23 protein-coding genes are annotated in these 24,189 nt (G+C 58.8%); 17 read left to right on the plus strand and 6 right to left on the minus strand.

The genetic code is table 11. From position 1 onward, the window contains the following. Positions 1–28 precede the first annotated feature (28 nt). Positions 29–2,452 carry a penicillin-binding protein 1A gene (locus V6L79_RS01370; RefSeq protein WP_395247092.1) on the plus strand — a complete coding sequence of 808 codons (2,424 nt, stop codon included), beginning with the start codon at positions 29–31 and terminating at the stop codon, positions 2,450–2,452. Positions 2,453–2,471: 19 nt separating this feature from the next. Here V6L79_RS01370 and V6L79_RS01375 read toward each other — a convergent pair whose 3' ends face one another. From V6L79_RS01375 to rpmE, 4 genes are all read right to left on the minus strand, one after another. After that, positions 2,472–4,529, minus strand: coding sequence for a lipase family protein (locus tag V6L79_RS01375; RefSeq protein ID WP_338579717.1), 2,058 nt, complete (start codon positions 4,527–4,529; stop codon positions 2,472–2,474). 220 nt (positions 4,530–4,749) lie between these two features. Beyond that, on the minus strand, positions 4,750–6,018 hold the full coding sequence (locus V6L79_RS01380; RefSeq protein ID WP_261740080.1) for a malic enzyme-like NAD(P)-binding protein: 1,269 nt from the start codon (positions 6,016–6,018) through the stop codon (positions 4,750–4,752). A 181-nt stretch (positions 6,019–6,199) separates the two neighbouring features. Then, positions 6,200–7,027: a thermonuclease family protein gene (locus V6L79_RS01385; protein ID WP_338579718.1), complete on the minus strand. Its 828-nt coding sequence runs from the start codon at positions 7,025–7,027 to the stop codon at positions 6,200–6,202. Positions 7,028–7,032: 5 nt separating this feature from the next. Continuing rightward, complete coding sequence (rpmE, locus tag V6L79_RS01390) at positions 7,033–7,284, minus strand: 50S ribosomal protein L31 (protein WP_019825265.1); 252 nt, start codon at positions 7,282–7,284, stop codon at positions 7,033–7,035. Between the two features lie 219 nt (positions 7,285–7,503). On the opposite strand from rpmE, the gene V6L79_RS01395 reads away from it, so the two are divergent. The 6 genes from V6L79_RS01395 (at position 7,504) to V6L79_RS01420 (ending at position 15,083) form a co-directional block, all read left to right on the plus strand. Then, positions 7,504–9,723 carry a primosomal protein N' gene (locus V6L79_RS01395; RefSeq protein WP_321834957.1) on the plus strand — a complete coding sequence of 740 codons (2,220 nt, stop codon included), beginning with the start codon at positions 7,504–7,506 and terminating at the stop codon, positions 9,721–9,723. Positions 9,724–9,974: 251 nt separating this feature from the next. Further along, entirely contained in the window at positions 9,975–11,711 is a 1,737-nt protein-coding gene (argS, locus tag V6L79_RS01400; protein WP_338579719.1) for an arginine--tRNA ligase, read from the plus strand. 1 nt (position 11,712) lies between these two features. Next, positions 11,713–12,405, plus strand: coding sequence for an SPOR domain-containing protein (locus V6L79_RS01405; protein WP_261740084.1), 693 nt, complete (start codon positions 11,713–11,715; stop codon positions 12,403–12,405). Between the two features lie 232 nt (positions 12,406–12,637). Further along, a complete protein-coding gene (hslV, locus tag V6L79_RS01410; protein WP_003438754.1) occupies positions 12,638–13,168 on the plus strand; it encodes an ATP-dependent protease subunit HslV in 531 nt (176 codons plus the stop codon). Positions 13,169–13,236: 68 nt separating this feature from the next. After that, positions 13,237–14,571, plus strand: coding sequence for an ATP-dependent protease ATPase subunit HslU (gene hslU / locus V6L79_RS01415; protein WP_261740085.1), 1,335 nt, complete (start codon positions 13,237–13,239; stop codon positions 14,569–14,571). Between the two features lie 140 nt (positions 14,572–14,711). Beyond that, a complete protein-coding gene (locus V6L79_RS01420; protein WP_261740086.1) occupies positions 14,712–15,083 on the plus strand; it encodes a DUF971 domain-containing protein in 372 nt (123 codons plus the stop codon). A gap of 56 nt (positions 15,084–15,139) precedes the next feature. Here V6L79_RS01420 and V6L79_RS01425 read toward each other — a convergent pair whose 3' ends face one another. Then, complete coding sequence (locus V6L79_RS01425; protein ID WP_338579720.1) at positions 15,140–15,814, minus strand: phasin family protein; 675 nt, start codon at positions 15,812–15,814, stop codon at positions 15,140–15,142. Between the two features lie 156 nt (positions 15,815–15,970). Further along, a complete protein-coding gene (locus V6L79_RS01430; protein ID WP_261740088.1) occupies positions 15,971–16,246 on the minus strand; it encodes a polyhydroxyalkanoic acid system family protein in 276 nt (91 codons plus the stop codon). 106 nt (positions 16,247–16,352) lie between these two features. On the opposite strand from V6L79_RS01430, the gene ubiE reads away from it, so the two are divergent. From ubiE to V6L79_RS01480, 10 genes are all read left to right on the plus strand, one after another. Next, entirely contained in the window at positions 16,353–17,123 is a 771-nt protein-coding gene (gene ubiE, locus V6L79_RS01435) for a bifunctional demethylmenaquinone methyltransferase/2-methoxy-6-polyprenyl-1,4-benzoquinol methylase UbiE (RefSeq protein WP_261740089.1), read from the plus strand. After that, entirely contained in the window at positions 17,123–17,746 is a 624-nt protein-coding gene (locus V6L79_RS01440) for an SCP2 domain-containing protein (RefSeq protein WP_261740090.1), read from the plus strand. The genes ubiE and V6L79_RS01440 overlap by 1 nt, the downstream gene beginning before the upstream one ends. Beyond that, positions 17,743–19,347, plus strand: coding sequence for a ubiquinone biosynthesis regulatory protein kinase UbiB (gene ubiB, locus V6L79_RS01445; RefSeq protein WP_321834965.1), 1,605 nt, complete (start codon positions 17,743–17,745; stop codon positions 19,345–19,347). The genes V6L79_RS01440 and ubiB overlap by 4 nt, the downstream gene beginning before the upstream one ends. A gap of 79 nt (positions 19,348–19,426) precedes the next feature. Then, entirely contained in the window at positions 19,427–19,828 is a 402-nt protein-coding gene (gene hisI, locus V6L79_RS01450; protein WP_261740092.1) for a phosphoribosyl-AMP cyclohydrolase, read from the plus strand. Further along, on the plus strand, positions 19,821–20,153 hold the full coding sequence (locus tag V6L79_RS01455) for a phosphoribosyl-ATP diphosphatase (RefSeq protein WP_016783168.1): 333 nt from the start codon (positions 19,821–19,823) through the stop codon (positions 20,151–20,153). The genes hisI and V6L79_RS01455 overlap by 8 nt, the downstream gene beginning before the upstream one ends. A 24-nt stretch (positions 20,154–20,177) precedes the next feature. Further along, the gene (locus V6L79_RS01460) at positions 20,178–20,456 is read left to right on the plus strand and encodes a twin-arginine translocase TatA/TatE family subunit (RefSeq protein WP_019825245.1); all 279 of its coding nucleotides are present in this window, start codon (positions 20,178–20,180) and stop codon (positions 20,454–20,456) included. A gap of 10 nt (positions 20,457–20,466) precedes the next feature. After that, entirely contained in the window at positions 20,467–20,859 is a 393-nt protein-coding gene (gene tatB / locus V6L79_RS01465) for a Sec-independent protein translocase protein TatB (protein WP_261740093.1), read from the plus strand. A 4-nt stretch (positions 20,860–20,863) separates the two neighbouring features. Then, positions 20,864–21,661 (plus strand): twin-arginine translocase subunit TatC, encoded by a 798-nt coding sequence (gene tatC, locus V6L79_RS01470; protein ID WP_261740094.1) that lies wholly within the window; start codon positions 20,864–20,866, stop codon positions 21,659–21,661. Continuing rightward, the gene (locus V6L79_RS01475) at positions 21,658–22,368 is read left to right on the plus strand and encodes a 16S rRNA (uracil(1498)-N(3))-methyltransferase (protein ID WP_261740095.1); all 711 of its coding nucleotides are present in this window, start codon (positions 21,658–21,660) and stop codon (positions 22,366–22,368) included. The genes tatC and V6L79_RS01475 overlap by 4 nt, the downstream gene beginning before the upstream one ends. A gap of 233 nt (positions 22,369–22,601) precedes the next feature. After that, the gene (locus V6L79_RS01480; protein WP_261740096.1) at positions 22,602–24,170 is read left to right on the plus strand and encodes a methyl-accepting chemotaxis protein; all 1,569 of its coding nucleotides are present in this window, start codon (positions 22,602–22,604) and stop codon (positions 24,168–24,170) included. Positions 24,171–24,189 lie beyond the last annotated feature (19 nt).

Consider the following 24,189-nt stretch of genomic DNA (forward strand, 5'->3'; position numbering starts at 1 on the left):
TTCTTAATCTGGAAATCCAAAAGCCTTGATTCGTCTGCTGAAGTTTTTCGGGTGGTCTTTCGTTGCCATATTCTGCGGGCTGTTGCTCGTGTTGAGCGGCGCGTTTCTCTATCTTAGTCCTGGCTTGCCGTCCGTAGAGTCGTTGAGAAGCATCCAGTTGCAGATTCCTTTGCGGGTCTATACCAGCGACGGAAAATTGATCGCGGAGTTTGGCGAAATGCGCCGCTCACCGATCAAATTCGCCGACATTCCGCCCAATTTCATCAATGCCCTGCTCTCCGCGGAAGATGACAACTTCGCCAATCATTACGGGGTCGATCCCAGTAGCCTGATGCGTGCCGCTACCCAGTTGGTAAAAAGCGGACACATACAATCAGGCGGTAGCACCATCACCATGCAGGTGGCGAAGAACTATTTCCTCTCCAGCGAGCGGAGCTTTTCACGCAAAACCAACGAAATCCTGCTGGCCCTGGAAATCGAACGTGAGCTGACCAAGGACGAAATCCTTGAGTTGTATGTGAACAAGATTTACCTGGGCAACCGCGCTTACGGTATCGAGTCCGCGGCACAGGTTTACTACGGCAAGTCGATCCGCGACATCAGCCTGGCGCAGATGGCAATGATTGCCGGTCTGCCCAAGGCCCCTTCGCGCTTTAACCCGCTGGCCAACCCGGTGCGCAGCAAAGAACGTCGCGACTGGATCCTGGGCCGCATGTACAAGCTGGGCAAGATTGACCAGGCCAGCTACGAAGCCGCCATCGCAGAGCCTGTCGACGCCAGCTACCACGTGCCAACCCCCGAAGTCAGCGCTCCTTACATCGCTGAAATGGCCCGCGCCGAGATGGTCGGACGCTACGGCAGCGAGGCTTATACCGAAGGTTTCCGCGTCACCACCACAGTGCCAAGCAACCTCCAGGAGCTGGCCAACACTGCTGTTCATGAAGGCCTGATTGCCTACGACCAGCGCCACGGCTACCGTGGCCCGGAGTCGCGCTTTACCGGCAAGACCCTGGCTGTATGGACTCACGAACTGACCAAGCAACGGCCGATCAGCGGCCTGGAACCGGCAATCGTGACCCAGGTCGACAAGGACGGCCTGCAGGTACTGACCCGCTCCGGCGAAGCCCACGTTTCGTGGAACACCATGAAATGGGCGCGCAAGTTCCTCAATACCAACAGCATGGGCCCAATGCCCAAACAGCCTTCGGATGTCGTGCAAGTCGGCGACCTGATTCGCGTACAACCGCAAACCGATGGCAGCTACAAGTTCAGCCAAGTGCCCACGGTACAAGGCGCACTGGTATCGCTTGACCCGGACAACGGCGCCATTCGCTCGCTGGTCGGAGGTTTCGCGTTCGAGCAGAGCAACTACAACCGTGCGATGCAGGCCAAACGCCAACCCGGCTCAAGCTTCAAACCGTTCATTTATAGCGCCGCCCTGGACAACGGCTACACCGCCGCCACCCTGGTCAACGATGCGCCGATCGTGTTTGTCGACGAGTATCTGGACAAGGTCTGGCGCCCGAAGAACGACACCAACACCTTCCTCGGCCCGATCCGTGTACGTGAAGCGCTATACAAGTCACGTAACCTGGTCTCTATCCGCTTGCTGCAAAGCCTGGGCGTCGATCGCACCATCGACTACATCAGCAAGTTCGGTTTCAACAAGCAGGACCTGCCACGCAATCTGTCGCTGGCCCTGGGTACTGCAACCTTGACCCCGATGGAGATTGCCACCGGCTGGAGCACGTTCGCCAACGGCGGGTACAAAATCACGCCGTACTTGATCGACAAGATCGAAAGCCGCAACGGCGACACGCTGTTCGTGGCCAACCCGCCAAGCGTGCCTAAAGGCGCCAGCAAAGACGTGCCACCAGAAGCTGCAGCGCTGACCATCGACACCATCAACGCTGCACCCGGCCTGCCTACCGTAGAGACACAAGCGGTAGCCGAGCGCATTGTCGACGGTCGCACCACCTACATTCTCACCAGCATGCTGCAGGACGTAATCAAGCTAGGTACCGGCCGTCGCGCTCTGGCGCTGGGCCGCACCGACCTGGCAGGTAAAACCGGTACTACCAACGAATCCAAGGATGCGTGGTTCTCCGGCTACAACGCCGATTACGTGACCACCGTTTGGACCGGCTTCGACCAACCCGAAAGCCTGGGTCGTCGCGAGTACGGCGGTACTGTGGCCCTGCCGATCTGGATGACCTACATGGGCGGTGCGCTCAAAGGCAAACCTGCTCACACCCAGGCCGAGCCCGAAGGCATCCTCAGCCTGCGGATCGACCCTACCAGCGGCCGTATTGCTTCACCCGGCACGCCTGGCGCCTACTTCGAGTTGTTCAAGAGCGAAGACACGCCACCGACCAACAGCGAGCTGGGCAACAGCGTAGCGCCGGGTAGCCCGCTGCCGGCCGATGATGGCGCACCTATCGACCTCTTCTAACCAAGAGTCCGACAAGCTGTCAGTTGCAGTGCAACTGGCAGCTTGCTTCCAAGGCGAGCATATATTCCATGGGCAGGCTGTCTTCGAGCAACTCATCAACCGGCGCCATCGCCAGTTGATCCATTCGGGTGCTTTCGCTGTGGGCCTCCCAGCGCATCAGGCTTTCAGCCAAGACCTCAGGCTGCAGCGCAAACCGGCCATACACATCTGCCAGGCTGGGCACCGTAAACCTCAGCTTGTATAACTGCTTTCGGGTCTTGTCGACGCTGCTCATCTCCCGCATCAGCAAGTTCATTACTCGCACCTGCTCTTCAAAACTGCAGCCCGTGCACGTCATCTGTTCGCGATAGCGAGTGCGCAGTTGTTGCGCGATGTGCTCAAGCGCCTGATCAACGAATAACACCTCCCGCTCTGTTACCAGCGAACGCCGGAACGTGAGCGCTTGCTGGCTTCGTCGCAGCACTGCCCAGCAACTGGGAATATAACTGTCGACCATAAACTGCTGACCTACGTCGACCAACTGCCCAAGAAGCCCGTCCGGTTCCGGCACAGCAGCTTTTTGCTCGAACACCGCATGGCTTAATGCCTGCTGGGTGATGGTTTCACTGAGAGGCCCCCAGATGAGGTGCGAGACCTGCCCATGACCGAACTCCACCGGCATAAAGTGGCGCAAGGTGCCGTGATGCTGGTACGGCTCGCCGAACAAATGACTCAAACCCGCCACAAACACCCCAAACCCTGCGGGCACATGGGTAAAGGTGAACATCGTGACGGCGCAGTACGCCGTCAACCGGTTGTTCATCCAGCTCCCCGGAACACTGGGAATCGGGTCGTTGTGGTTAACCATGCGCTGGTGCACCAGACCATGCGCCGCGCTGACAAAAGTCGCGTCCGCTGCACGAGGCGCACCATAGGTATAGAGCAGTACATCGTAATCCCGGCGCAGACGCAGCATTTGTGAAAGAAGCAAGCCAACGGCCCCACCCTGGCTATGACCACAAACCAGGACTTTTTGCCCGGCGTAGAATTTGTCCAGGTAAGCGCCAGCAAAGTCATAAGCCTGCCTGGCAGCGTCGTAAAACCCGCTATGCACCTTGCCCTCCCCCTCTGCAAAGGGCACTTGAAGTGCATCCGCACCCCCCGAGAACTCGGACCAGGGGCAGATGCCACGAACGGCAATCAATATGACTTCCTCGTTGTGGGTCACAAAGATTTGCATCTCGGTGCCTTTTGTCCCAAAACGAATCTCACCGCTGAAATGAATAGAGGCCGGGGTCTCCTGTGCTGCTGTTGATAGCGGGTCATTGGCCGGATACAACGCTGGATCAAACGGCACGATTTCCAAGCGACTGGAATACGCCACGTCTTCATAAAGCGGGTAGTAGGACTTGGCTTGCCCTGGGCTGACCGGCCAATCCCCCATACTCAGTTGCGCATCCGCAGTTGTCACACGCGGCCTGCCTTGGGCGCCACCAAAGGGGCAATCGCTCAAGGTAGCCAGCAACGCCAACTGGTAGAGATTAAGCGCGCAATACTGTGAGTCGGTTGACAGCAGCGGGCGCAAAGCTCGTAAGGGGCGGACTTGCAACAACGTATGACGACCGCTGGCCAGACACACGCCAAACGGGCTTGGCGGCGGCGCAAAATGGCAATCGAGCGCTGGCGGCAAGTGCGACACATGCTCGACCAAATCCCGTACTTCAACCTGATAGAAGTCAGTTTCGGTATCGATGCACACCGGCTTGTCCTGCGTGCGAACACCCCCTTTGTTGAGGTATCGAGTGTGCTCGGCCCTGACCTGAAGCTCGGTGATTTTGAGCGGGTAGTGCGGGCGATCCAGTAATCGCGCATAGACCGCACGGCTACCGTCATGTAACTGCCTGAACATGACGCCAACGGGGCCGATCAGGTTGCCAACCTCACCGCGGCCAACGCCATCCAGATGACCGCTGTGCGTGCCTCCTTCACCGTCTACAAGGTCGTAGGCCAGCCCGGCATACGGCTCGCCTGCTCCCTGTTCGTCAACCAATTGAAAACTGGTACGACTTATATGCTTCTGGCGAGAGGGTGTGAGCATCGGTGATTCCTGTAGGCACTGAGGGCACACTTCAGGACAAAGCCTCCCCAGACAAGGGGATAAAACTAACCGCTAGCTGTAGGAATGAATGTAAGACAATTCCTAAATGTGTCTGAGATTCTTCTGAATATGTGTATTAATTTTTAGACCTCATCCCACCGAAAACTAAAAAGCCCCGGCACTTTTCAGTGCCAGGGCTTTGTTTTGACGCTATACGGAATTAACCGTTGAAGACGTCATCCACGCTTTTCAGCGGGTAGTTTTTCGGGTACGGCAGAGTTGCTACACCTGTCTCGATAGCGGCTTTGGCCACGGCATCGGAGATCAGGGTGATCAAACGGGCGTCCATTGGTTTCGGGATGATGTACTCACGACCGAATTCCAGCTTGATACCGCCGTAGGCATCACACACTTCTTGTGGCACTGGCAGTTTGGCCAGTTCACGCAGTGCGTTGGCCGCTGCGATTTTCATTTCTTCGTTGATGCGCTTGGCGCGAACGTCCAGAGCACCACGGAAGATGAACGGGAAGCCCAGTACGTTGTTGACCTGGTTCGGGTAGTCCGAACGGCCAGTGGCCATGATCACGTCGTTACGGGTAGCGTGAGCCAGTTCCGGGGAGATTTCCGGATCAGGGTTCGAGCACGCGAACACGATCGGGTTAGGCGCCATACGCAGCAGGTTTTCAGCGCTCAGCAGGTTAGGACCCGACAGACCAACAAACACGTCCGCGCCGTCCATGGCGTCAGCCAGGGTGCGCTTCTCGGTTGCGTGGGCGAATACCGCCTTGTACTGGTTCAGGTCGTCACGGCCAGAGTGGATCACGCCGGTACGGTCAACCATGTAAATGTTTTCGATGGTTGCGCCCATGCTCACCAGCAATTTCATGCAGGAGATGGCTGCAGCACCGGCGCCCAGGCAAACGATCTTGGCGTCAGCCAGGGTTTTACCAGCGATTTCCAGGGCGTTGATCATGCCAGCCGCGGTCACGATAGCGGTGCCGTGCTGGTCATCGTGGAATACAGGGATATCGCACTGCTCGATCAGAGCACGTTCGATCTCAAAGCACTCAGGTGCCTTGATGTCTTCGAGGTTGATGCCGCCGAAGGTAATAGAAATGCGTTTTACGGTGTCGATGAAAGCCTGTGGGCTCTCGGAGTCAACTTCGATATCGAATACATCGATACCGGCAAAGCGCTTGAACAACACGCCTTTGCCTTCCATAACAGGCTTGGAGGCCAATGGGCCGAGGTTACCCAAGCCCAGAATAGCGGTGCCATCGGAAATCACGGCTACCAGGTTGCCTTTGCCAGTGTATTTGTAGGCAAGTTCAGGGTCGCGGGCGATTTCGCGCACTGGTTCGGCTACACCCGGGCTGTAAGCCAGCGCTAGATCGCGGGCTGTAGCGGTAGGTTTGGTGAGCTCGACACTCAGTTTCCCTGGACGGGGCTGGGCATGGTATTCGAGAGCGGCGGTTTTCAAATCAGACATGTGGGCATTCCGCTTTTTTGCTGTTGGACAGACGAATCGCCGAGCATACGCGTGTCGCAAAGTCCCGACAAGACTGACCAGTCAGCAGTGTCAAGGGCTTTGCCTTACGACTTTGGGCCAAGAGCCGCGCCCCATAAGGGCTAGAGTGTTCACAATATGCGATTAAAATTGTCTACAATTTTTAATGCGCAGCGACTTTTAACATTCCCGGATGAGTCAAAGGCAACATCCAGCGCGCCTGCCCAGCCTTTAGCCCTCCGCGCCGCGAGCGGTCCAGCACCCAGCCTCTGGCCTCAACTTGCGCGCCTTGCAGACCGGCGAGGGATTTTTGATCGAAATTGGCCAGTTGATTGGGTGCAATGCGCAATACCAAACCACCCTGCAGATCGATCCAAAGCCCGCCGCGATTGCGCTGCACCTTACTGACCGTACCGCCCACCAGGGCAAAGCCGGAACGGCTGATTTGTTGCGCTGCAAGCACTGGCGATTGGCGCCAGAGCCCCAGGCCAGCCGCCCGGGCACTGCGCTCCGCCGCTTGCTGACAATCGAGCAATGCGACATTCGGTGCTATCGCCACTTGGTACCCCAGCCCATCTGCGAGCAATTGGGCTTCAAGGTTGCTGCCATCGGCACCAAACACATGGGCCAGGGTGCGGCCATAGCGATCCTGAGCCTGCTTGCCCGCGAGCAGCCCGACACGGCCATTACTCTGCGCCACCAGCGTCTGCAGGCGCTTGCGCGCAGCCTCCGCGAAGGGCTCGGCAGACTGGCCCTTCTTGCCCGTCTCCGGCGCGTTGAGACCGATCATGCGCACACTGCGTCCATCTTCGAGGCGCAGCGTGTCACCATCGGACACGTGCGCCACCGAAGCATAGGTCAGCGCCCCCGGAGCGGGGCAAAGCGGCGCGGCGAGTGCCCCCGAAAGCCAAATCGCAGGTATAAAAAAGGCGCCCGCGAGGGACGCCTTTTTCAATAACCTGGCCAGACCAAAAAGGCTGCCCAAGGTCATCAGCCTTACTCGGCTGCTTTTTCTGCTTCTGCTGCTGGAGCTGCTGCTTTAGCGCCGAAAGCACCAAAACGAGTCTTGAAGCGATCAACACGACCGCCAATGTCCAGAGTCTTCTGCTTACCGGTGTAGAACGGGTGGCACTCGTTGCATACGTCGGTGCCCAGTGGCTTGCACAGGTTCGAACGAGTTTCGAACTTGTTGCCGCAGCTGCAAGTTACCAGGATTGTTTCGTACGCTGGATGGATATCGGCTTTCATGGGGTATTCCTCGGGCTAGCGTGCCGCCACTCAACACCATTGTTGAATACCGCACGTAAAATTAGGGCGCCGATAATACCAGACCTTTGCATTGACGCAAGCGGCCAAGCATGCTCCACCCTATTTCTTTCATTATTCATTGACCTGCCTTTAAGTCCCGGGACGCGTTGTCTGCTAGGCTCCGGGCCATCTTTGCCGTTCATCACTTGAGAGCCCCGCGTGCCCGACGCCATTTTGCGCCTTGCCCTGCCTTCCCCTTTGCGCCGCCTGTTTGATTACCGGGCGCCTGCTGGCGTGCTGCGCAGTCAATTACAGCCTGGCATGCGCTTGCGGGTGCCGTTCGGACGACGCGAGATGATCGGCATTCTGGTCGAAGTGGTCGATCACAGCGAGGTCCCGGCCGACAAGCTTAAGCCTGCGATCGCGCTGCTCGACACCACGCCCCCCCTACCGCCCTCGCTCTTCAAGCTGTGCCTGTGGACCTCGCAGTACTACCAACACAGCCTGGGCGACACCCTGAGCTGGGCACTGCCGGTGCTGCTGCGTCAGGGCGAACTGGCCGAGACGCGCCAGGAACGGTTCTGGCAGATCGCCCCCGGCGCCAGGCTCGACGACCCGCGCATCGCCCGCGCACCGCGCCAGCGTGAAGCGCTGGCCACCCTCGCCCAGCACCCACACGGCGTGGCGCACCAACTGCTAAGCAAGTTGATGCTGAGCAAGGACAGCCTCGACCTGCTGTTGGCCAAGGAACTGGTGACGGTGGAAATCCGCCGCCACGCGCCGAGCGAGCGCCATGAGCACTGGCTGGCCCAGCCCGAGTTGCCGCTTAACAACGAACAACGTGCCGCCTACGAGGCGATTCGCGCAGGTTTTGACCACTTCCATGCTTTCTTGCTGGCCGGAGTGACCGGCAGCGGCAAGACCGAAGTGTATTTGCAACTGATCCGCGAAACCCTGCAGGCGGGCAAGCAGGCACTGGTGTTGATCCCTGAAATCAACCTGGGCCCGCAAACCCTGGCCCGCTTCGAACAGCGTTTCAATGCGCGCATCGCGCTGGTGCATTCAGCGGTTAACGACCGCGAGCGTCTCGAAAGCTGGCTGGCCGCACGGGACGGCGAAGCCGACATTATTATTGGCACCCGCTCGGCACTGTTCACCCCGATGAAAAACCCGGGACTGATCATCATCGATGAAGAACATGACGGTTCTTATAAACAGCAGGAAGGTTTGCGCTACCACGCCCGCGACCTCGCTCTGGTTCGCGCCCGTCAGGAGAACATCCCTATAGTCCTGGGATCTGCCACTCCATCTCTCGAAAGCCTGCACAACGCCTACACCGGCCGCTACGGCCTACTGCGCTTGAATGAACGCGCAGGCGGGGCCAAACAACCACGCTTCCTGCGGTTGGATGTAAAAAGCCGTCCGTTGGACAGCGGGATTTCGGGGCCAATGCAACAAGCCATCGGCCAGACCCTCGCAGCGGGCCAACAAGTTTTGGTGTTTCTGAACCGTCGCGGCTTTGCGCCCACCTTACTGTGCCATGACTGCGGCTGGATGTCGGAGTGCCAGCGTTGCGATGCGCGCATGACCGTCCATCAGCGCTCCGGCGAGCTGCGCTGCCATCACTGCGGCTACGTCGAGCGCGTGCCTCGCAACTGCCCGCAATGTGGCAAGGTTGATTTGCGGCCAGTGGGCGCAGGAACTGAGCGCGCAGAAGAGCGGCTAGGGATTTTGTTCCCCGACTACCCGGTACTGCGGGTTGATCGCGACAGTACTTCGCGCAAAGACGCGATGAACCAGCTGTTTGCCACGATCCAAAAGGGTCAGCCGTGCATTCTGATCGGTACGCAAATGCTCGCCAAAGGCCATCACTTCCCCCGGGTGACGCTGGTATCGATTCTGGATGCCGATGGCGGCTTGTTCTCCGGCGACTTCCGCGCCAGCGAGCGCATGGCCCAGTTGATCGTTCAGGTCGCAGGCCGTGCCGGTCGCGCTGAAGAGCCGGGCAAGGTGATTATCCAGACCCATCTGGCCGACCATCCGCTGCTGATCCAACTGACTGAACAGGGTTACTTCGCCTTTGCCGAACAGGCCTTGAGCGAGCGCCGGGCCGCTGGGCTGCCGCCTTTCGCGCATTTGGCGCTATTGCGTGCCGAAGCCCATAAACCCGGGCAAGCGGAAGGTTTCCTGGACGAAGCCTGCAGCGAGGCTGAACGCCTGCTGGGCGAATTGAACCTGGGTGGCATCGAACTGCTCGGCCCGGTGCCCGCACCGATGGAGCGCCGCGCCGGACGCTATCGCGCGCAGTTATTGCTGCAAGCCAGCGCCCGCGCGCCGCTACATCGTTTGCTCAGCCAATGGCTGCTAGCCCTTGAGCAAATGCCCAGCGGTCGCCAGGTACGTTGGTCGCTGGACGTTGACCCGGTAGACCTTTATTAAGGCACCAAATATCCCCTGTGGGAGCGGGCTTGCTCGCGATGCAGACGACGCACTGTCTCTGGAAGACCGCGATGATGCTATCGCGAGCAAGCCCGCTCCCACAGATTTGGAGAATATTAGGAAATAACCGTACACCACATATCCATAACCTGCCTGCTAAGGTTGGCAAGGCCCGCCCGGCAACGGATAATGCCCAGTTTTTCCACCTGCGCACTGAAGCGCTACCGCGCTTGCGGTCGAAAGAGAAGACCATGAAAGACACCATTCGCCTGCTGATTCAACAAGCCCTAGCTCAACTCGTCACAGAAGGTGTGTTGCCTGAAGGCCTGACGCCAGCGATTCAGGTGGAAAACGCCCGTGACAAAACCCACGGTGACTTCGCCAGCAACATCGCCATGATGCTGGCCAAGCCTGCAGGCATGAAGCCCCGCGATCTGGCTGAAAAGATCATCGCCGCCCTGCCGGCCGATGAGCAAATCAGCAAGACCGAGATCGCAGGTCCCGGCTTCCTGAACTTCTTCCAGAACACCCAGGCCCTGGCCGCGCGCCTGGACGCAGCACTGGCCGACCCGAAAATCGGCGTGCGCAAAGCGGCCCCGGCCATGCGTACCGTGGTCGACATGTCGGCACCCAACCTGGCCAAAGAGATGCACGTGGGCCACTTGCGCTCCACCATCATTGGCGACGGCGTAGCACGGGTACTGGAATTTCTCGGCGATGAGGTGATTCGTCAGAACCACGTGGGCGACTGGGGCACCCAGTTCGGCATGCTGATGGCCTACCTGGAAGAAAACCCGATCACCAGCGACGAGCTGTCTGACCTCGAGAACTTCTACCGCGCAGCCAAAAAACGCTTTGACGAGTCGCCGGAATTCGCCGATCGCGCCCGTAGTCTGGTGGTCAAGCTGCAAGCTGGCGACCCTGACTGCCTGGCGCTATGGACCAAATTCAAGGACATCTCGCTGTCGCACTGCCAGAAAATTTACGAGCAGTTGAACGTCAAACTGACCATGGCCGACGTGATGGGCGAAAGCGCCTACAACGACGACCTGATCAACGTAGTCAACGACCTCAAGGCCAAAGGCATGCTGGTCGAGAGCAACGGCGCCCAGTGCGTGTTCCTTGACGAGTTCAAGAACGCCGAAGGCGAGCCGCTGCCGGTCATCATCGTTAAAGCTGACGGTGGCTATCTGTATGCCACCACCGACCTCGCGGCTATCCGCTATCGCAGTGGTGTATTGAAAGCTGATCGCGCCTTGTACTTCGTCGATCAACGTCAGGCTCTGCACTTCCAGCAAGTGTTTGCAGTGGCCCGCAAGGCTGGCTTCGTCACCCATCCGATGGAAATGGAACACATGGGCTTCGGCACCATGAACGGCGCCGATGGCCGTCCATTCAAGACCCGTGATGGCGGTACGGTCAAACTGATCGACCTGCTCAACGAAGCCAAAGAACGCGCCTACACCCTGGTGAAAGAGAAAAACCCGGAGTTGGCAGAAGAAGAGTTGCGCGCCATTGCCAAAGTTGTCGGGATTGGCGCGGTGAAATACGCCGACCTGTCCAAGCACCGCACCAGCGACTACAGCTTCAACTTCGACCTGATGTTGAACTTTGAAGGCAATACCGCACCTTACCTGCTGTATGCCTACACCCGCGTCGCGGGCGTGTTCCGCAAGCTGGGCAAGGGCTTTGAAGAGGTGCAAGGGCAGATCGTGCTTGAAGCACCGCAAGAGCAAGAGCTGGCAGCAAAACTGGCGCAGTTCGGTGAAGTGCTGAACAACGTGGCTGAAAAAGGCACACCGCACACCCTCTGCACCTATCTGTACGAAGTGGCCGGTCTGTTCTCCAGCTTTTACGAGAACTGCCCGATCCTGAGTGCAGAAGACGAAGCGCAAAAACAAAGCCGCTTGCGTCTGGCCGCCTTGGCTGGCCGTACTCTCAAGCAAGGCCTGGAACTGCTGGGTCTGGAAACTCTGGAGCGCATGTAAGTTGGCCGCGAAGAAAAAACCTGCACCCAAGCGCGGCGCCAGTCGCTATCAGGCACCGGCTAAAAAACCGATTCCGGGCTGGCTATGGATGGCCATCGGCCTGACCGTGGGCGCATTTATCGTGTTTCTGATGAAGCTCGAGCCTGGCCAGGGCGACGACGTCAAACGGGTCAAGCAAGAGCAGCTCAAAGCCACGAAAGCGGCTGAAGCCAACAAAACAGCGCCGAGCCCAACCCAACCGGTCAAGCCCAAGTACGACTTCTATACCCTGCTGCCCGAGTCTGAAGTGATCGTGCCGCCAGAAGCCGTGCCCGAGAAGACCCTGCCAACGCCGCAAACCGCGCCGCTGGCACCGGTCACTCCGGCTGAAGCTGCCAAAATCGACACGGTACGTGCTCAGGCTGCGTTGAACGGCCTCACCCCTCCACCTGCACCTCCGGTCGTCAAAGCGGCACCGGTGACCAGGTTCTTCCTGCAAGCGGGCTCGTTCCGCAAACAGGCCGATGCTGAAAAGGTGCGGGCACAGATCATCCTGTTGGGCCAGACCGCTACGGTTGAAGCCGGTACGGTAAAAGACGAAACCTGGTACCGGGTTCTCGTAGGGCCGTTCAGCAACCGCGACCAACTGACTGTGGCCCAAAAGCAATTGGCGGGCGGCGGGTTCAATAACTTGTTGTTGCAACAGCGGCGCTGATAACAGCCGCTCCCACGGGCAATACAGCCTCTGTGGGAGCGAGCTTGCTCGCGATGACATCACCGCGATTCAACAGGAAAACCTCGTCGCGAGCAGGCTCGCTCCCACAACACCCCCACCAGATCCCTCCTCCCCGTTCATCCCCATTCCCTTCCCGCTGTTGAAAAATCCGCTACAACCCCCATATGTATTTCCATCAGGCATTTTCGCCCCGCTGCGTGGAGACTCTCCCTTGACCACCATCGTTTCAGTACGCCGCCACGGCAAAGTCGTTATGGCTGGCGACGGCCAGGTTTCTCTTGGCAATACCGTGATGAAAGGCAACGCGAAAAAAGTCCGCCGCCTCTATCACGGCCAGGTTATCGCCGGTTTCGCCGGTGCAACCGCTGATGCATTTACCCTGTTCGAACGTTTTGAAGGCCAGCTTGAAAAGCATCAAGGCCATCTGGTTCGCGCCGCTGTCGAGTTGGCCAAAGAATGGCGTACCGACCGCTCGCTGAGCCGCCTGGAAGCCATGTTGGCCGTTGCCAACAAAGACGCCTCCCTGATCATCACCGGTAACGGTGACGTGGTTGAGCCAGAAGACGGCTTGATCGCCATGGGTTCGGGCGGTGCATTCGCCCAGGCAGCGGCTCGCGCCCTGCTGATGAAAACCGACCTGTCGGCCCGCGAAATCGCCGAAACCGCACTCGGTATCGCTGGCGACATTTGCGTATTCACCAACCACAACATCACTATTGAGGAGCAGGACCTCGCTGAGTAAGACGCCTGCCAGGCTGGCCCGCCAGCCCGTTTGTGAACCTTACTTCAGCTAGAGGAACGCCAATTATCATGTCCATGACTCCCCGCGAAATTGTCCACGAGCTCAATCGCCACATCATCGGCCAGGACGACGCCAAGCGCGCCGTCGCCATCGCGCTGCGTAACCGCTGGCGCCGGATGCAACTGCCCGAAGAACTGCGCGTTGAAGTGACGCCAAAAAACATTCTGATGATCGGCCCAACCGGTGTCGGTAAAACCGAAATCGCCCGTCGCCTGGCCAAGCTGGCTAACGCGCCGTTCATCAAGGTTGAAGCGACCAAGTTCACCGAAGTCGGCTACGTAGGCCGTGACGTCGAGTCGATCATTCGTGATCTGGCTGACGCTGCGATCAAGCTGCTGCGCGAGCAGGAAATCGTAAAAGTTCGCCACCGCGCTGAAGACGCCGCTGAAGAGCGTATCCTCGACGCCCTGCTGCCACCTGCCCGCACGTTCGGCGAAGAAGCCGCCACCCCGCAGGATTCCAACACGCGCCAGCTGTTCCGCAAGCGCCTGCGTGAAGGCCAGCTGGATGACAAGGAAATTGAAATCGAAGTCGCCGATGCTGTTGGCGTCGATATCTCCGCGCCGCCAGGCATGGAAGAAATGACCAACCAGCTGCAAAGCCTGTTTGCCAACATGGGCAAAGGCAAGCGCAAGAGCCGCAAACTGAAAGTCAAAGAAGCACTGAAAATGGTGCGTGACGAAGAAGCCGGTCGCCTGGTCAATGACGAAGAGCTCAAGGCCAAGGCCCTGGAAGCGGTCGAGCAGCACGGCATCGTGTTTATCGACGAAATCGACAAGGTTGCCAAACGCGGCAATGTCGGCGGCGCCGATGTGTCCCGCGAAGGTGTACAGCGCGACCTGCTGCCGCTGATCGAGGGTTGCACGGTCAATACCAAGCTGGGCATGGTCAAGACCGACCACATCCTGTTTATTGCCTCCGGTGCGTTCCACCTGAGCAAACCAAGCGATCTGGTGCCTGAGCTGCAAGGCCGCCTGCCAATTCGTGTCGAGCTCAAGGCCCTGACCCCTGGCGACTTCGAGCGCATCCTCAGCGAGCCACACGCTTCGTTGACCGAGCAATACCGCGAGCTGCTGAAAACCGAAGGCCTGAACATCGAGTTCCTGCCCGAAGGCATCAAGCGTCTGGCTGAAATCGCCTGGCAAGTGAACGAAAAAACCGAGAACATCGGTGCTCGCCGCCTGCACACGCTGCTTGAGCGTTTGCTTGAAGAGGTATCTTTCAGTGCCGGTGATATTGCCAGCACACAGAATGAAGAGCCGATTCGTATCGACGCCGAATACGTGAACAGCCACCTGGGCGAACTGGCCGAGAACGAAGACCTCTCGCGCTACATCTTGTAAACCGAACACCTGTGGCCGCTGCCGCAGGCTGCGATAAGGCGAAGGCCTTCAACGATCTCCGGATCTTGCGCCAACTACGTTGGTGATCGCAGCCTGTGGCAGCGGCTACACTGTTTGTGCGATGACCAAAGGTTACGACCATGATCCCCAGCGCCATCAACCTGCACAAAGCCTCGAAAACCCTCACTCTTAAATACCCGTCCGGCGAGCAATACGAGCTGCCTGCCGAGTTTTTGCGCGTGCATTCCCCCTCCGCAGAAGTCCAGGGTCACGGCAATCCGATCCTGCAATTCGGCAAAATCAATGTCGGCTTGAGCAAGGTAGAGCCCGCAGGCCAGTACGCGCTAAAACTGACCTTCGATGACGGTCACGACAGCGGCCTGTTTACTTGGGAATACCTCCACCAGCTTGGCGTGCGCCAGGAAGAATTATGGGCTGACTATCTGGCCGAGCTGAAAAAGGCCGGCAAGTCGCGCGACCCTTCGGTGTCGGTCGTCAAACTGATGTTGTAACGCAGTCGGGCTCCCGCAGATGCTCTCCGTGGGAGCCGGGCTTGCTCACAAAGCAGTCATGACGTTGTCGTCACCGACGCCGGTGGCGCAGTTACTACAGGGGCCTTGGCTACGGCCGGTTTTTTAGGTGCTGCAGGCTTTTTCGGAGCTGCGGGCTTTTTGGCTGCTACTGGCTTGGCTGCAGGTTTTGCCGCAGGCTTCGCAGCTACAGCCTTGGACGCTGGTTTCGCAACTGGCTTGGCTGCTGCAGGTTTTGCCGCAACCTTGACCGCTGCAGGCTTGCTCGCTACAGGTGGTTTGGTCGCAGTGACTTTTGCAGCGGCCGCAGTCAGTTTTTCAATATGCTTGGTCAATACGTCCACTTGGGCGTGTAACGCTTTGACTTCTTCACGACTGGGGACACCCAAGCGTGAAATGGCGCTGGTGAGACGCTTATCGAAAGCTTCTTCGAACTCGCTCCACTTGCCCAATGCCAAATCCTTCACGTCTTCAACCCGAGAACGCGCGGATGAGGTCGACGCCTTAACACCCTCAGCCACTTTGTGGCCCGCGTCCTTGGCCAGCTTTTCGGCTTTTTCGCCATCTTTGACCAGGGTGTCGAACAGCTTGCTGCCGTCCGTATCAATCTTGGAATACACACCCAAACCTGCCAGCCAGATTTTACGTGAGTACTCTTCAACCTTGCCTACCCATGAGTTGCTTTCTTTGGTCGTCGACTTTTTAGCAGCCATCGTGTTTCCCTCAATGTTCAGTTGCGACGCCAGTGAGCAAGGGCGTCGAATCATCAAGATGAACAACGTGCTCACCTGCATCAGGTTTAGACGCTAAACCGCCTTGTATCAAGGCGGCTCATAGCGAATTAGCCTGCTGCACGAGCCGCAAGAAGGTCACGACAGTGCTTTGTCCAGCGACCGTTCGATTTCCGACTGGATCATGCCGCTCATCGCGGACATCAACATTCCCAGTTCCACATCGACCTTGACGGTTTTCTCGCCGATTTCCAGGGTGCCGTTTACGCCCGAGCGCTTCAATTTCACGGTGTCGCCAGCCCAGGTAGGGGTCAGGCCGTACTGGCTGGCCAGCTTCTCGACCAATGGCTGAGCTTTTTCACGTGCGGCCTCAAGGCCAAGGTTATGGGTACGTTCAACGCTGATACGCGCCATGGCGTCGCTCCTGATAAATAAAGCCGCCACTATACATTCACCCTCGCCAAGACAAAGCCGGCCACCGGGATTAGAATGGCCAGCATTCTCTTTTGGTGACAGCGATATGACTGATCAGCGCAAAGGCAGCGATGCCGAACCCACCACTCACTTCGGCTTCAAAAACGTACCGGAAAGCCAAAAGGCCGAGAAAGTCGCCGAGGTTTTCCACTCTGTAGCCGGTAAATATGACCTGATGAACGACGTTCTGTCGGGCGGTATGCACCGTCTGTGGAAGCGTTTCACTATCGAGCTGTCTGGCGTACGCCCTGGCAACAAGGTGCTGGACATCGCTGGCGGCACTGGCGACCTGGCCCGCAAGTTTTCCCATCTGGTTGGCCCGACCGGCCAAGTGGTGCTGGCCGACATCAACGCCTCGATGCTCAAGGTCGGTCGTGACCGCCTGCTGGACAAAGGCGTGGCCGGCAATATCGAGTTCGTTCAGGCCGACGCTGAAAAGCTGCCGTTCCCGGACAACCATTTCGATTGCGTGACCATCGCCTTCGGTCTGCGCAACGTGACCCACAAGGAAGACGCCCTGCGCTCCATGCTGCGCGTGCTCAAGCCGGGTGGCCGTCTGTTGGTGCTGGAGTTCTCCAAGCCGACCAACGCACTGATGTCCAAGGTCTACGACACTTATTCGTTCGCCTTTATGCCACTGGTGGGCAAGCTGATCCTCAACGACCCGGAGAGCTATCGCTACCTGGCCGAATCGATCCGCATGCACCCTGACCAAGAGACACTGAAGTCGATGATGGTCGAGGCCGGTTTTGACCGCGTGACCTATCACAACATGACTTCGGGCATCGTCGCTCTACACCGCGGCATCAAGCCCTGATGTTGCTGCGCGGCCTTCTCGCCAGCGTCGAAAACGGCATCAACCGCGTTTTGCGGCTGGACAGCACGGCTCTGGCGCGCTTGCGTCCCTTGACCGGCAAGTTGATTGCCGTCGAATGCGCGAGCCCCTCGCTGCGCCTGTTTATTTTGCCCAGCGATGAAGGCCTGCTGCTGGCCAGCCAATGGGCGGCCGAACCTGACTGCACCTTGCGTGCACCCGCCACCAGCCTGCTGCGTCTGGCCTTGAGCAAGGACAAAAGCGCCGTGTTGCACAGCCCTGAAGTCGAGCTTGAAGGCGACAGCGCGGTGCTGATGGAGCTGGCAGCGGTGCTGCAAGACCTGGAACTGGATTGGGAGTACGAACTCTCGAACTGGATCGGGCCAGTGGCCACGGCATTGATCGGTGGTCACCTGCGCAGCCGCGCCAACTGGTATCAGCAAGGATTCGCCAGCCTCAATCAAAATCTGGCCGAATACCTGAGCGAAGAAGCCCGCACCTTGGTCGGCGAACACGAAGCGCAAGCGCGCTTTGACGAACTCGACCAACTCAAACTCGACCTGGATCGCCTTGAGGCGCGCTTTGAGCGCCTTTCCCGATCCCTCAATTCCAGCGATAACGCATGAAGCTGCTTGCCATACGCCGTTTGTTTCGTATCCAGCGCGTCGTCATTCGCTACCGACTGGATGACCTGCTGTTCGCCCTGCCTTTGCCCTGGTGGATGCTGTCCCTGCGCTACGCACTGCCGTGGCGCTGGTTCCCGCGTAAAAAACTGGAGCTGAGCCGCGGCGCGGCCCTGCGTCTGGCGTTGCAGGATCTGGGGCCGATTTTTATCAAGTTCGGCCAGATCCTTTCAACTCGCCGCGACCTGCTGCCCGCCGACATCGCCGATGAGCTGATGCTGCTGCAAGACCGAGTACCGCCGTTCGACCCGCAAGTGGCGGTCAAGCTGATCGAAGAGCAGCTCGGTGCCAAAATCAGCGAAGTGTTCAGCCGTTTCGACATCGAACCGCTGGCCTCAGCGTCGGTGGCTCAGGTTCACTCGGCCAAGCTCAAGACCGGCGAAGAAGTAGTGGTCAAGGTTGTGCGCCCCGGGCTCAAGCCGATCATCGGTTCTGACCTGGCCTGGCTGTTTATTCTGGCCCGTACCGCCGAGCGCCTGAGCGCTGACGCCCGCCTGCTGCACCCGGTGGACGTAGTCACAGACTACGAAAAAACCATTTACGACGAACTCGACCTGTTGCGCGAGGCGGCCAATGCGAGCCAGCTCAAGCGCAACTTCGAAGGCTCGCCGCTGATGTACGTGCCGCAGATCTACTGGGACTGGTGCCGCCCCAAAGTGCTGGTGATGGAACGCATCTACGGGATTCAGGTCACCGACCTGGAGGCCCTTGCGGATCAGCGCACGGATATGAAGATGCTGGCCGAGCGCGGCGTGGAGATTTTCTTCACCCAAGTGTTCCGCGACAGCTTCTTTCACGCCGACATGCACCCCGGCAACATCTTTGTCAGCACCGTCAATCCGTGGGCTCCGCAATATATCGCCATCGACTGCGGCATCGTCGGCAGCCTGACCCCCGAGGATCAGGACTACCTGGCACGCAACCTGTTCGCTTTTTTCAAGCGTGACTACCGCCGTGTGGCGCAGTTGCACATTGATTCAGGCTGGGTGCCAGCGCATACCAAACTCAACGAGTTTGAAGCCGCTATCCGTACCGTGTGCGAACCAATTTTCGAGAAACCACTCAAGGAAATTTCCTTTGGCCAGGTGCTGATGCGCCTGTTCCAGACGGCTCGACGCTTCAATATGGAAGTCCAGCCGCAGTTGGTGTTGCTGCAAAAAACCCTGCTCAATATCGAAGGCCTGGGGCGCCAACTGTACCCCGACCTCGATCTGTGGAACACCGCCCAGCCGTTCCTCGAGCGCTGGATGCGTGAGCGCGTTAGCCCTAAAACCCTGCTGCGCAACCTGCACAGCCAGGTCGAGCAGATCCCGCATTTGGCCGGCATGACTCGCGACTTGCTCGAACGCATGTCGCAACCCCATGCCAATAACAAACAATTGATCGTGCGCGAATCCCGTGATGGCTGGTTCCTGCGCCTGATCGGTGCCGGGCATCTGGCCGCAGGGGCCTTGCTGGCCAGCCTCGGCCCCCTGCACACTGCGGGCTACTGGCCAGCAGGAATCATGCTGGCCGTAGGCTTGTATCTGATCGTGCGCCGATAGCCAGCTCCGGAAGAGGCTGGCAAACTGTGAATTCACCAGGCCTCAGCCACAGGGTTGAGGCAGGTTGTCGGAGTCGAACATGAAAGACTGGCTGGACGAGATCAAATGGGACAACGACGGCCTGGTGCCGGCGATTGCCCAGGACCACAAGACCGGGCGCGTGCTGATGATGGCCTGGATGAACCGCGAGGCATTGAGCCTGACTGCCGCCGAGAACCGTGCCATTTACTGGTCACGTTCGCGTGGCAAGCTGTGGCGCAAGGGCGAAGAGTCCGGCCACGTGCAAAAGCTGCATGAAATGCGCCTGGACTGCGATGCCGATGTGATCATCCTGATGGTCGAACAAATCGGTGATATCGCCTGCCATACCGGTCGCCAGAGCTGCTTCTACCGCGTGTACGAAAACGCTGAGTGGAAAACCGTCGACCCGGTGCTCAAAGATCCGCACGCCATTTACCACGCAGGGCACTCCCATGACTGACACCTTGAGCCGCGTAGCCCAAGTGCTCGAAGCACGCAAAGGCGCAACTCCCGACAGCTCCTATGTCGCCAGCCTGTACCACAAGGGCTTGAACAAGATTCTGGAAAAAGTCGGCGAAGAGTCGATCGAAACCATCATCGCCGCCAAAGACGCCGCCATCAGCGGTGATTGCAGCGATGTTATCTACGAAACAGCCGATCTATGGTTCCATAGCATGATCATGCTGGCCCAGTTGGGGCAGCATCCTCAGGCAGTACTGGATGAACTGGAGCGGCGTATCGGCACCTCCGGCCACGTGGAAAAAGCCTCCCGGCCGTCCGCCTAAATCACTTTTGCTAAGGAACACATCATGGGCATTTTTGACTGGAAACACTGGATCGTCATTCTGGTAGTCGTAGTCCTGGTCTTCGGCACCAAAAAACTGAAAAATCTGGGCACCGATGTCGGTGAATCGATCAAAGGCTTTCGCAAGGCCATGAACGACGACGAAAAACCTGCCGAGCCCGTGGTTCCGCCTGCGCAGCCAACTGCTGCACCACAACCACACACCACTTCGACCCTGAACGAGCCGCACACCATTGACGTGCAGGCACAAAAAGTCGAAGAGCCGACCCGCAAAGACGTGTGAGCCAAAACTAATGTTCGGTATCAGCTTCAGTGAACTGCTGCTCGTTGGCCTTGTGGCCCTGCTGGTGCTCGGCCCCGAGCGACTGCCAGGTGCTGCGCGCACGGCGGGCCTGTGGATCGGGCGCTTGAAACGCAGTTTCAATGCGATCAAACAGGAAGTTGAACGTGAAATCGGCGCCGACGAAATACGTCGGCAGCTGCACAACGAACATATCCTGTCGATGGAAGAGGAAGCCAAGAAGATCCTGGCCCCTCTGCAGGACGCCGTGAAGCCGCTGACCCCGACCGAGCCAACAGTTGCGCCTGTCGAGCCTGCGAACACTGCCCCCGTTAGCCTGAGCAAAGACCCTGCGCCTCAACCGGCAGCGCCACACGACCCTACCCTGCCACCGCGAGCCCCTTAAGCGCATGAGCGATAAGCCTGATCACGACCAGCCAATGCCGCTGGTTTCGCATCTCACCGAGCTGCGCACCCGCCTGTTGCGCTGCATCGCGGCGATTTTCATCATCTTTGCCGGGTTGTTCGCCTTTACCCAGCAAATCTACACCCTGGTCTCCACGCCGTTGCGTGAATACCTGCCGGTAGGCGCGACGATGATCGCCACCGACGTGGCCTCGCCGTTCCTCACGCCCCTCAAGCTGACCATGATGGTCTCGCTGTTTATTGCAATTCCGGTAATCCTGCACCAGATCTGGGGGTTTATCGCTCCCGGTCTGTACAAGCACGAGAAGCGCATAGCCGTGCCGCTGCTGGTCTCCAGCATCTTCCTGTTTTACGCAGGCATGGCCTTCGCCTACTTCCTGGTGTTCCCGCTGGTGTTCAAGTTCTTCGCCGCTGCTACCCCGGAAGGCGTCGCGATGATGACCGATATCAGCAGCTACCTTGATTTCGTCATGACCCTGTTTTTTGCCTTTGGCGTGGCCTTTGAAATCCCGGTGGCCGTGGTATTGCTCGTCTGGATTGGCATCGTCGACGTCAAATACCTGCGCAAGATTCGCCCGTACGTGATCATCGGCTGCTTCGTAGTCGGCATGATCCTGACTCCGCCCGACATCTTCTCGCAAACCTTGCTCGCCATCCCGATGTGGATGCTGTTTGAAATCGGCATTATTTTTGGCAGTTTGGTCAGCAAGAACAAACGCGGCGAACACCCGGACGAACAATCGGCTGACAACGACGCCCAACCGCCAGCGCCACAAGCGTGAACCTGCTGCTCCTCGAAGAGGCTGATTTCATTGCCGCCGACCGCGTGATCCTGCGCGATCGGCGCCTGACTCACATGCAGGAAGTTCACCGTGCCGTCGTCGGCGACAGCCTGCGCGTCGGCCGGATTGGCGGGTTGATGGGCAGCGCCGAGCTGGTGCGCCTTGAAGCACAAGAAGCCGAGCTGGTTATCCACAGCCTGGACCAGCCGCCACCGGCCAAACTGCCACTGACCCTGTTGCTGGCCTTGCCGCGCCCAAAAATGCTGCGCCGCGTGCTACAAACCGTGGCCTCGATGGGCGTGCCGAAGGTCATTCTGGTCAACAGTTACCGGGTAGAGAAAAGCTTCTGGCAGACCCCGTTTCTGGAACCCGAAGCCATTCGTGAACAATTGATTCTGGGCCTGGAGCAATCACGCGACAGCGTACTGCCTGAGATCGTCATCGAAAAACGCTTCAAGCCGTTTGTCGAAGACCGCCTGCCTGCGCTGGTCGAAGGCACCCTGGGCCTGGTCGGTCATCCGGGCGATTACCCGGCCTGCCCGCGCGGGCTGGACGAAGCGGTCACACTGGCCATCGGCCCGGAAGGTGGCTGGATCCCTTACGAAATCGATTTGCTGGCCAAGTCAGGCTTGCAGCCGGTGCAACTGGGCGCGCGCATCCTGCGGGTCGAAACCGCCGTCACCGCCCTTCTCGCCCGATTGTTCTGACCTCCCCAAACCTGTAGCCGCTGGCGCAGGCTGCGATAAGGTCCGCAGGACCTTCGCTTCTCGCCTGAAAATCAGGGTCGCTCCGCGCGCCCATCGCAGCCTGCGGCAGCGGCTACAGGTTCTTGACGTTCGTCACACATTCAACCTGCGCACTTCAGTTATCCCCCTGCGCGCCGATGCCCTGATAACCCATGAAGACCGTTACGTAACTCGGTCAATAAAGGAGTATCACCATGTTCCATCGGCTGGCCCAACGGCTCGGCAATATAAGCGTCAATCGTAAACTCAGTCTGGGCTTCGGGCTGGTGCTGATGCTGACCTTGCTGATCACCGCAACGGGCTGGAATGGTCTGGTGTCCGTCATCGACCAGGGTGACAAGCTGGCCAATATTTCGAAAATCATCGGCCTGACCAAAGACCTGCGTATTGCCCGCCTTGAATATGAACGCCAACCCGGCGAAAACACCCTAGCCGAAGTCACTCACCAACTGAGCGAACTGGACAACGGCCTGGAGCGAGCACGCAAACAGCTGGTAGCTCCCGACGAGCTGACACTGGTCGAACAGCAACTCAACGCCGTGGCCGAGTACAAACGCGCCTTCGCCGACCTGATTCAAGGCACTCAAGCCAGTGAACAAGCCATTGAGCGCATGCACCGCCAGGGCACTGTCCTGATCGAGCAGAGCCAAAAACTCTCGGCTCTGCAAACAGCCAAGCGCGACGCTGACAGCCGGCAGGCCACCACCCTGCTGATCGGCTGTACGTTGCTGGCACTGGTACTGGGCATCATTGCGGCCTGGGCCATTACTCGCCAGATCGTTATCCCGCTGCAACGCACGCTGAAAACCGTTGAGCGAATCGCGGCAGGCGACCTGACCCACGACCATCAAACCGACCGTCGCGACGAACTGGGGCAGCTACAGCAAGCCATACAACGGATGACCGCAGGCCTGCGCGAGTTGATTGGCGGAATCAGTGACGGCGTGACGCAAATCGCCAGCGCCGCCGAAGAACTCTCGGCGGTCACCGAGCAGACCAGTGCCGGGGTCAACAGTCAGAAAGTCGAGACAGATCAGGTCGCCACCGCCATGCATGAAATGGCGGCGACCGTACAGGAAGTGGCGCGCAACGCCGAAGAAGCCTCTGAAGCTGCAATTGCTGCCGACCAGCAGGCCCGCGAAGGCGACAGCGTGGTTGCGCAGGCCATCGCCCAGATCGAGAAGCTGGCGATTGAGGTCGGCCATTCCACCGATGCCATGGGCCATCTCAAGCGTGAAAGCGACAAAATTGGCAGCGTGCTCGACGTGATCAAGTCCGTTGCCCAGCAAACCAACCTGCTGGCGCTGAACGCTGCCATCGAAGCTGCACGGGCTGGAGAAGCCGGTCGCGGGTTTGCGGTGGTGGCCGACGAAGTACGCAGCCTGGCGCAGCGCACGCAAAAATCCACGGAAGAGATCGAAGAGCTGATTGCCGGCCTGCAAAGCGGCACTCAGCAGGTGTCCAGCAGTATGGACAACAGTCGCGCCCTGACGGACAACAGCGTTGAACTGACCCGCCGCGCAGGCGAGTCACTGGGCAACATCACCCGTACAGTGTCGACCATTCAGGGCATGAACCAACAGATTGCAGCGGCTGCCGAACAGCAGAGCGCGGTGGCAGAAGAGATCAACCGCAGCGTGTTGAATGTGCGAGATGTATCAGAGCAAACCGCCGCCGCCAGTGAAGAAACGGCGGCCTCCAGCGTTGAGCTGGCGCGCCTGGGTACACATTTGCAGACGTTGGTGGGGCGGTTTAAGGTTTAACAGCAGCTGCAAGTGGCAA

It is taken from the genome of Pseudomonas sp. ML2-2023-6, from assembly GCF_037055265.1.
Classification (GTDB): domain Bacteria; phylum Pseudomonadota; class Gammaproteobacteria; order Pseudomonadales; family Pseudomonadaceae; genus Aquipseudomonas; species Aquipseudomonas kulmbachensis.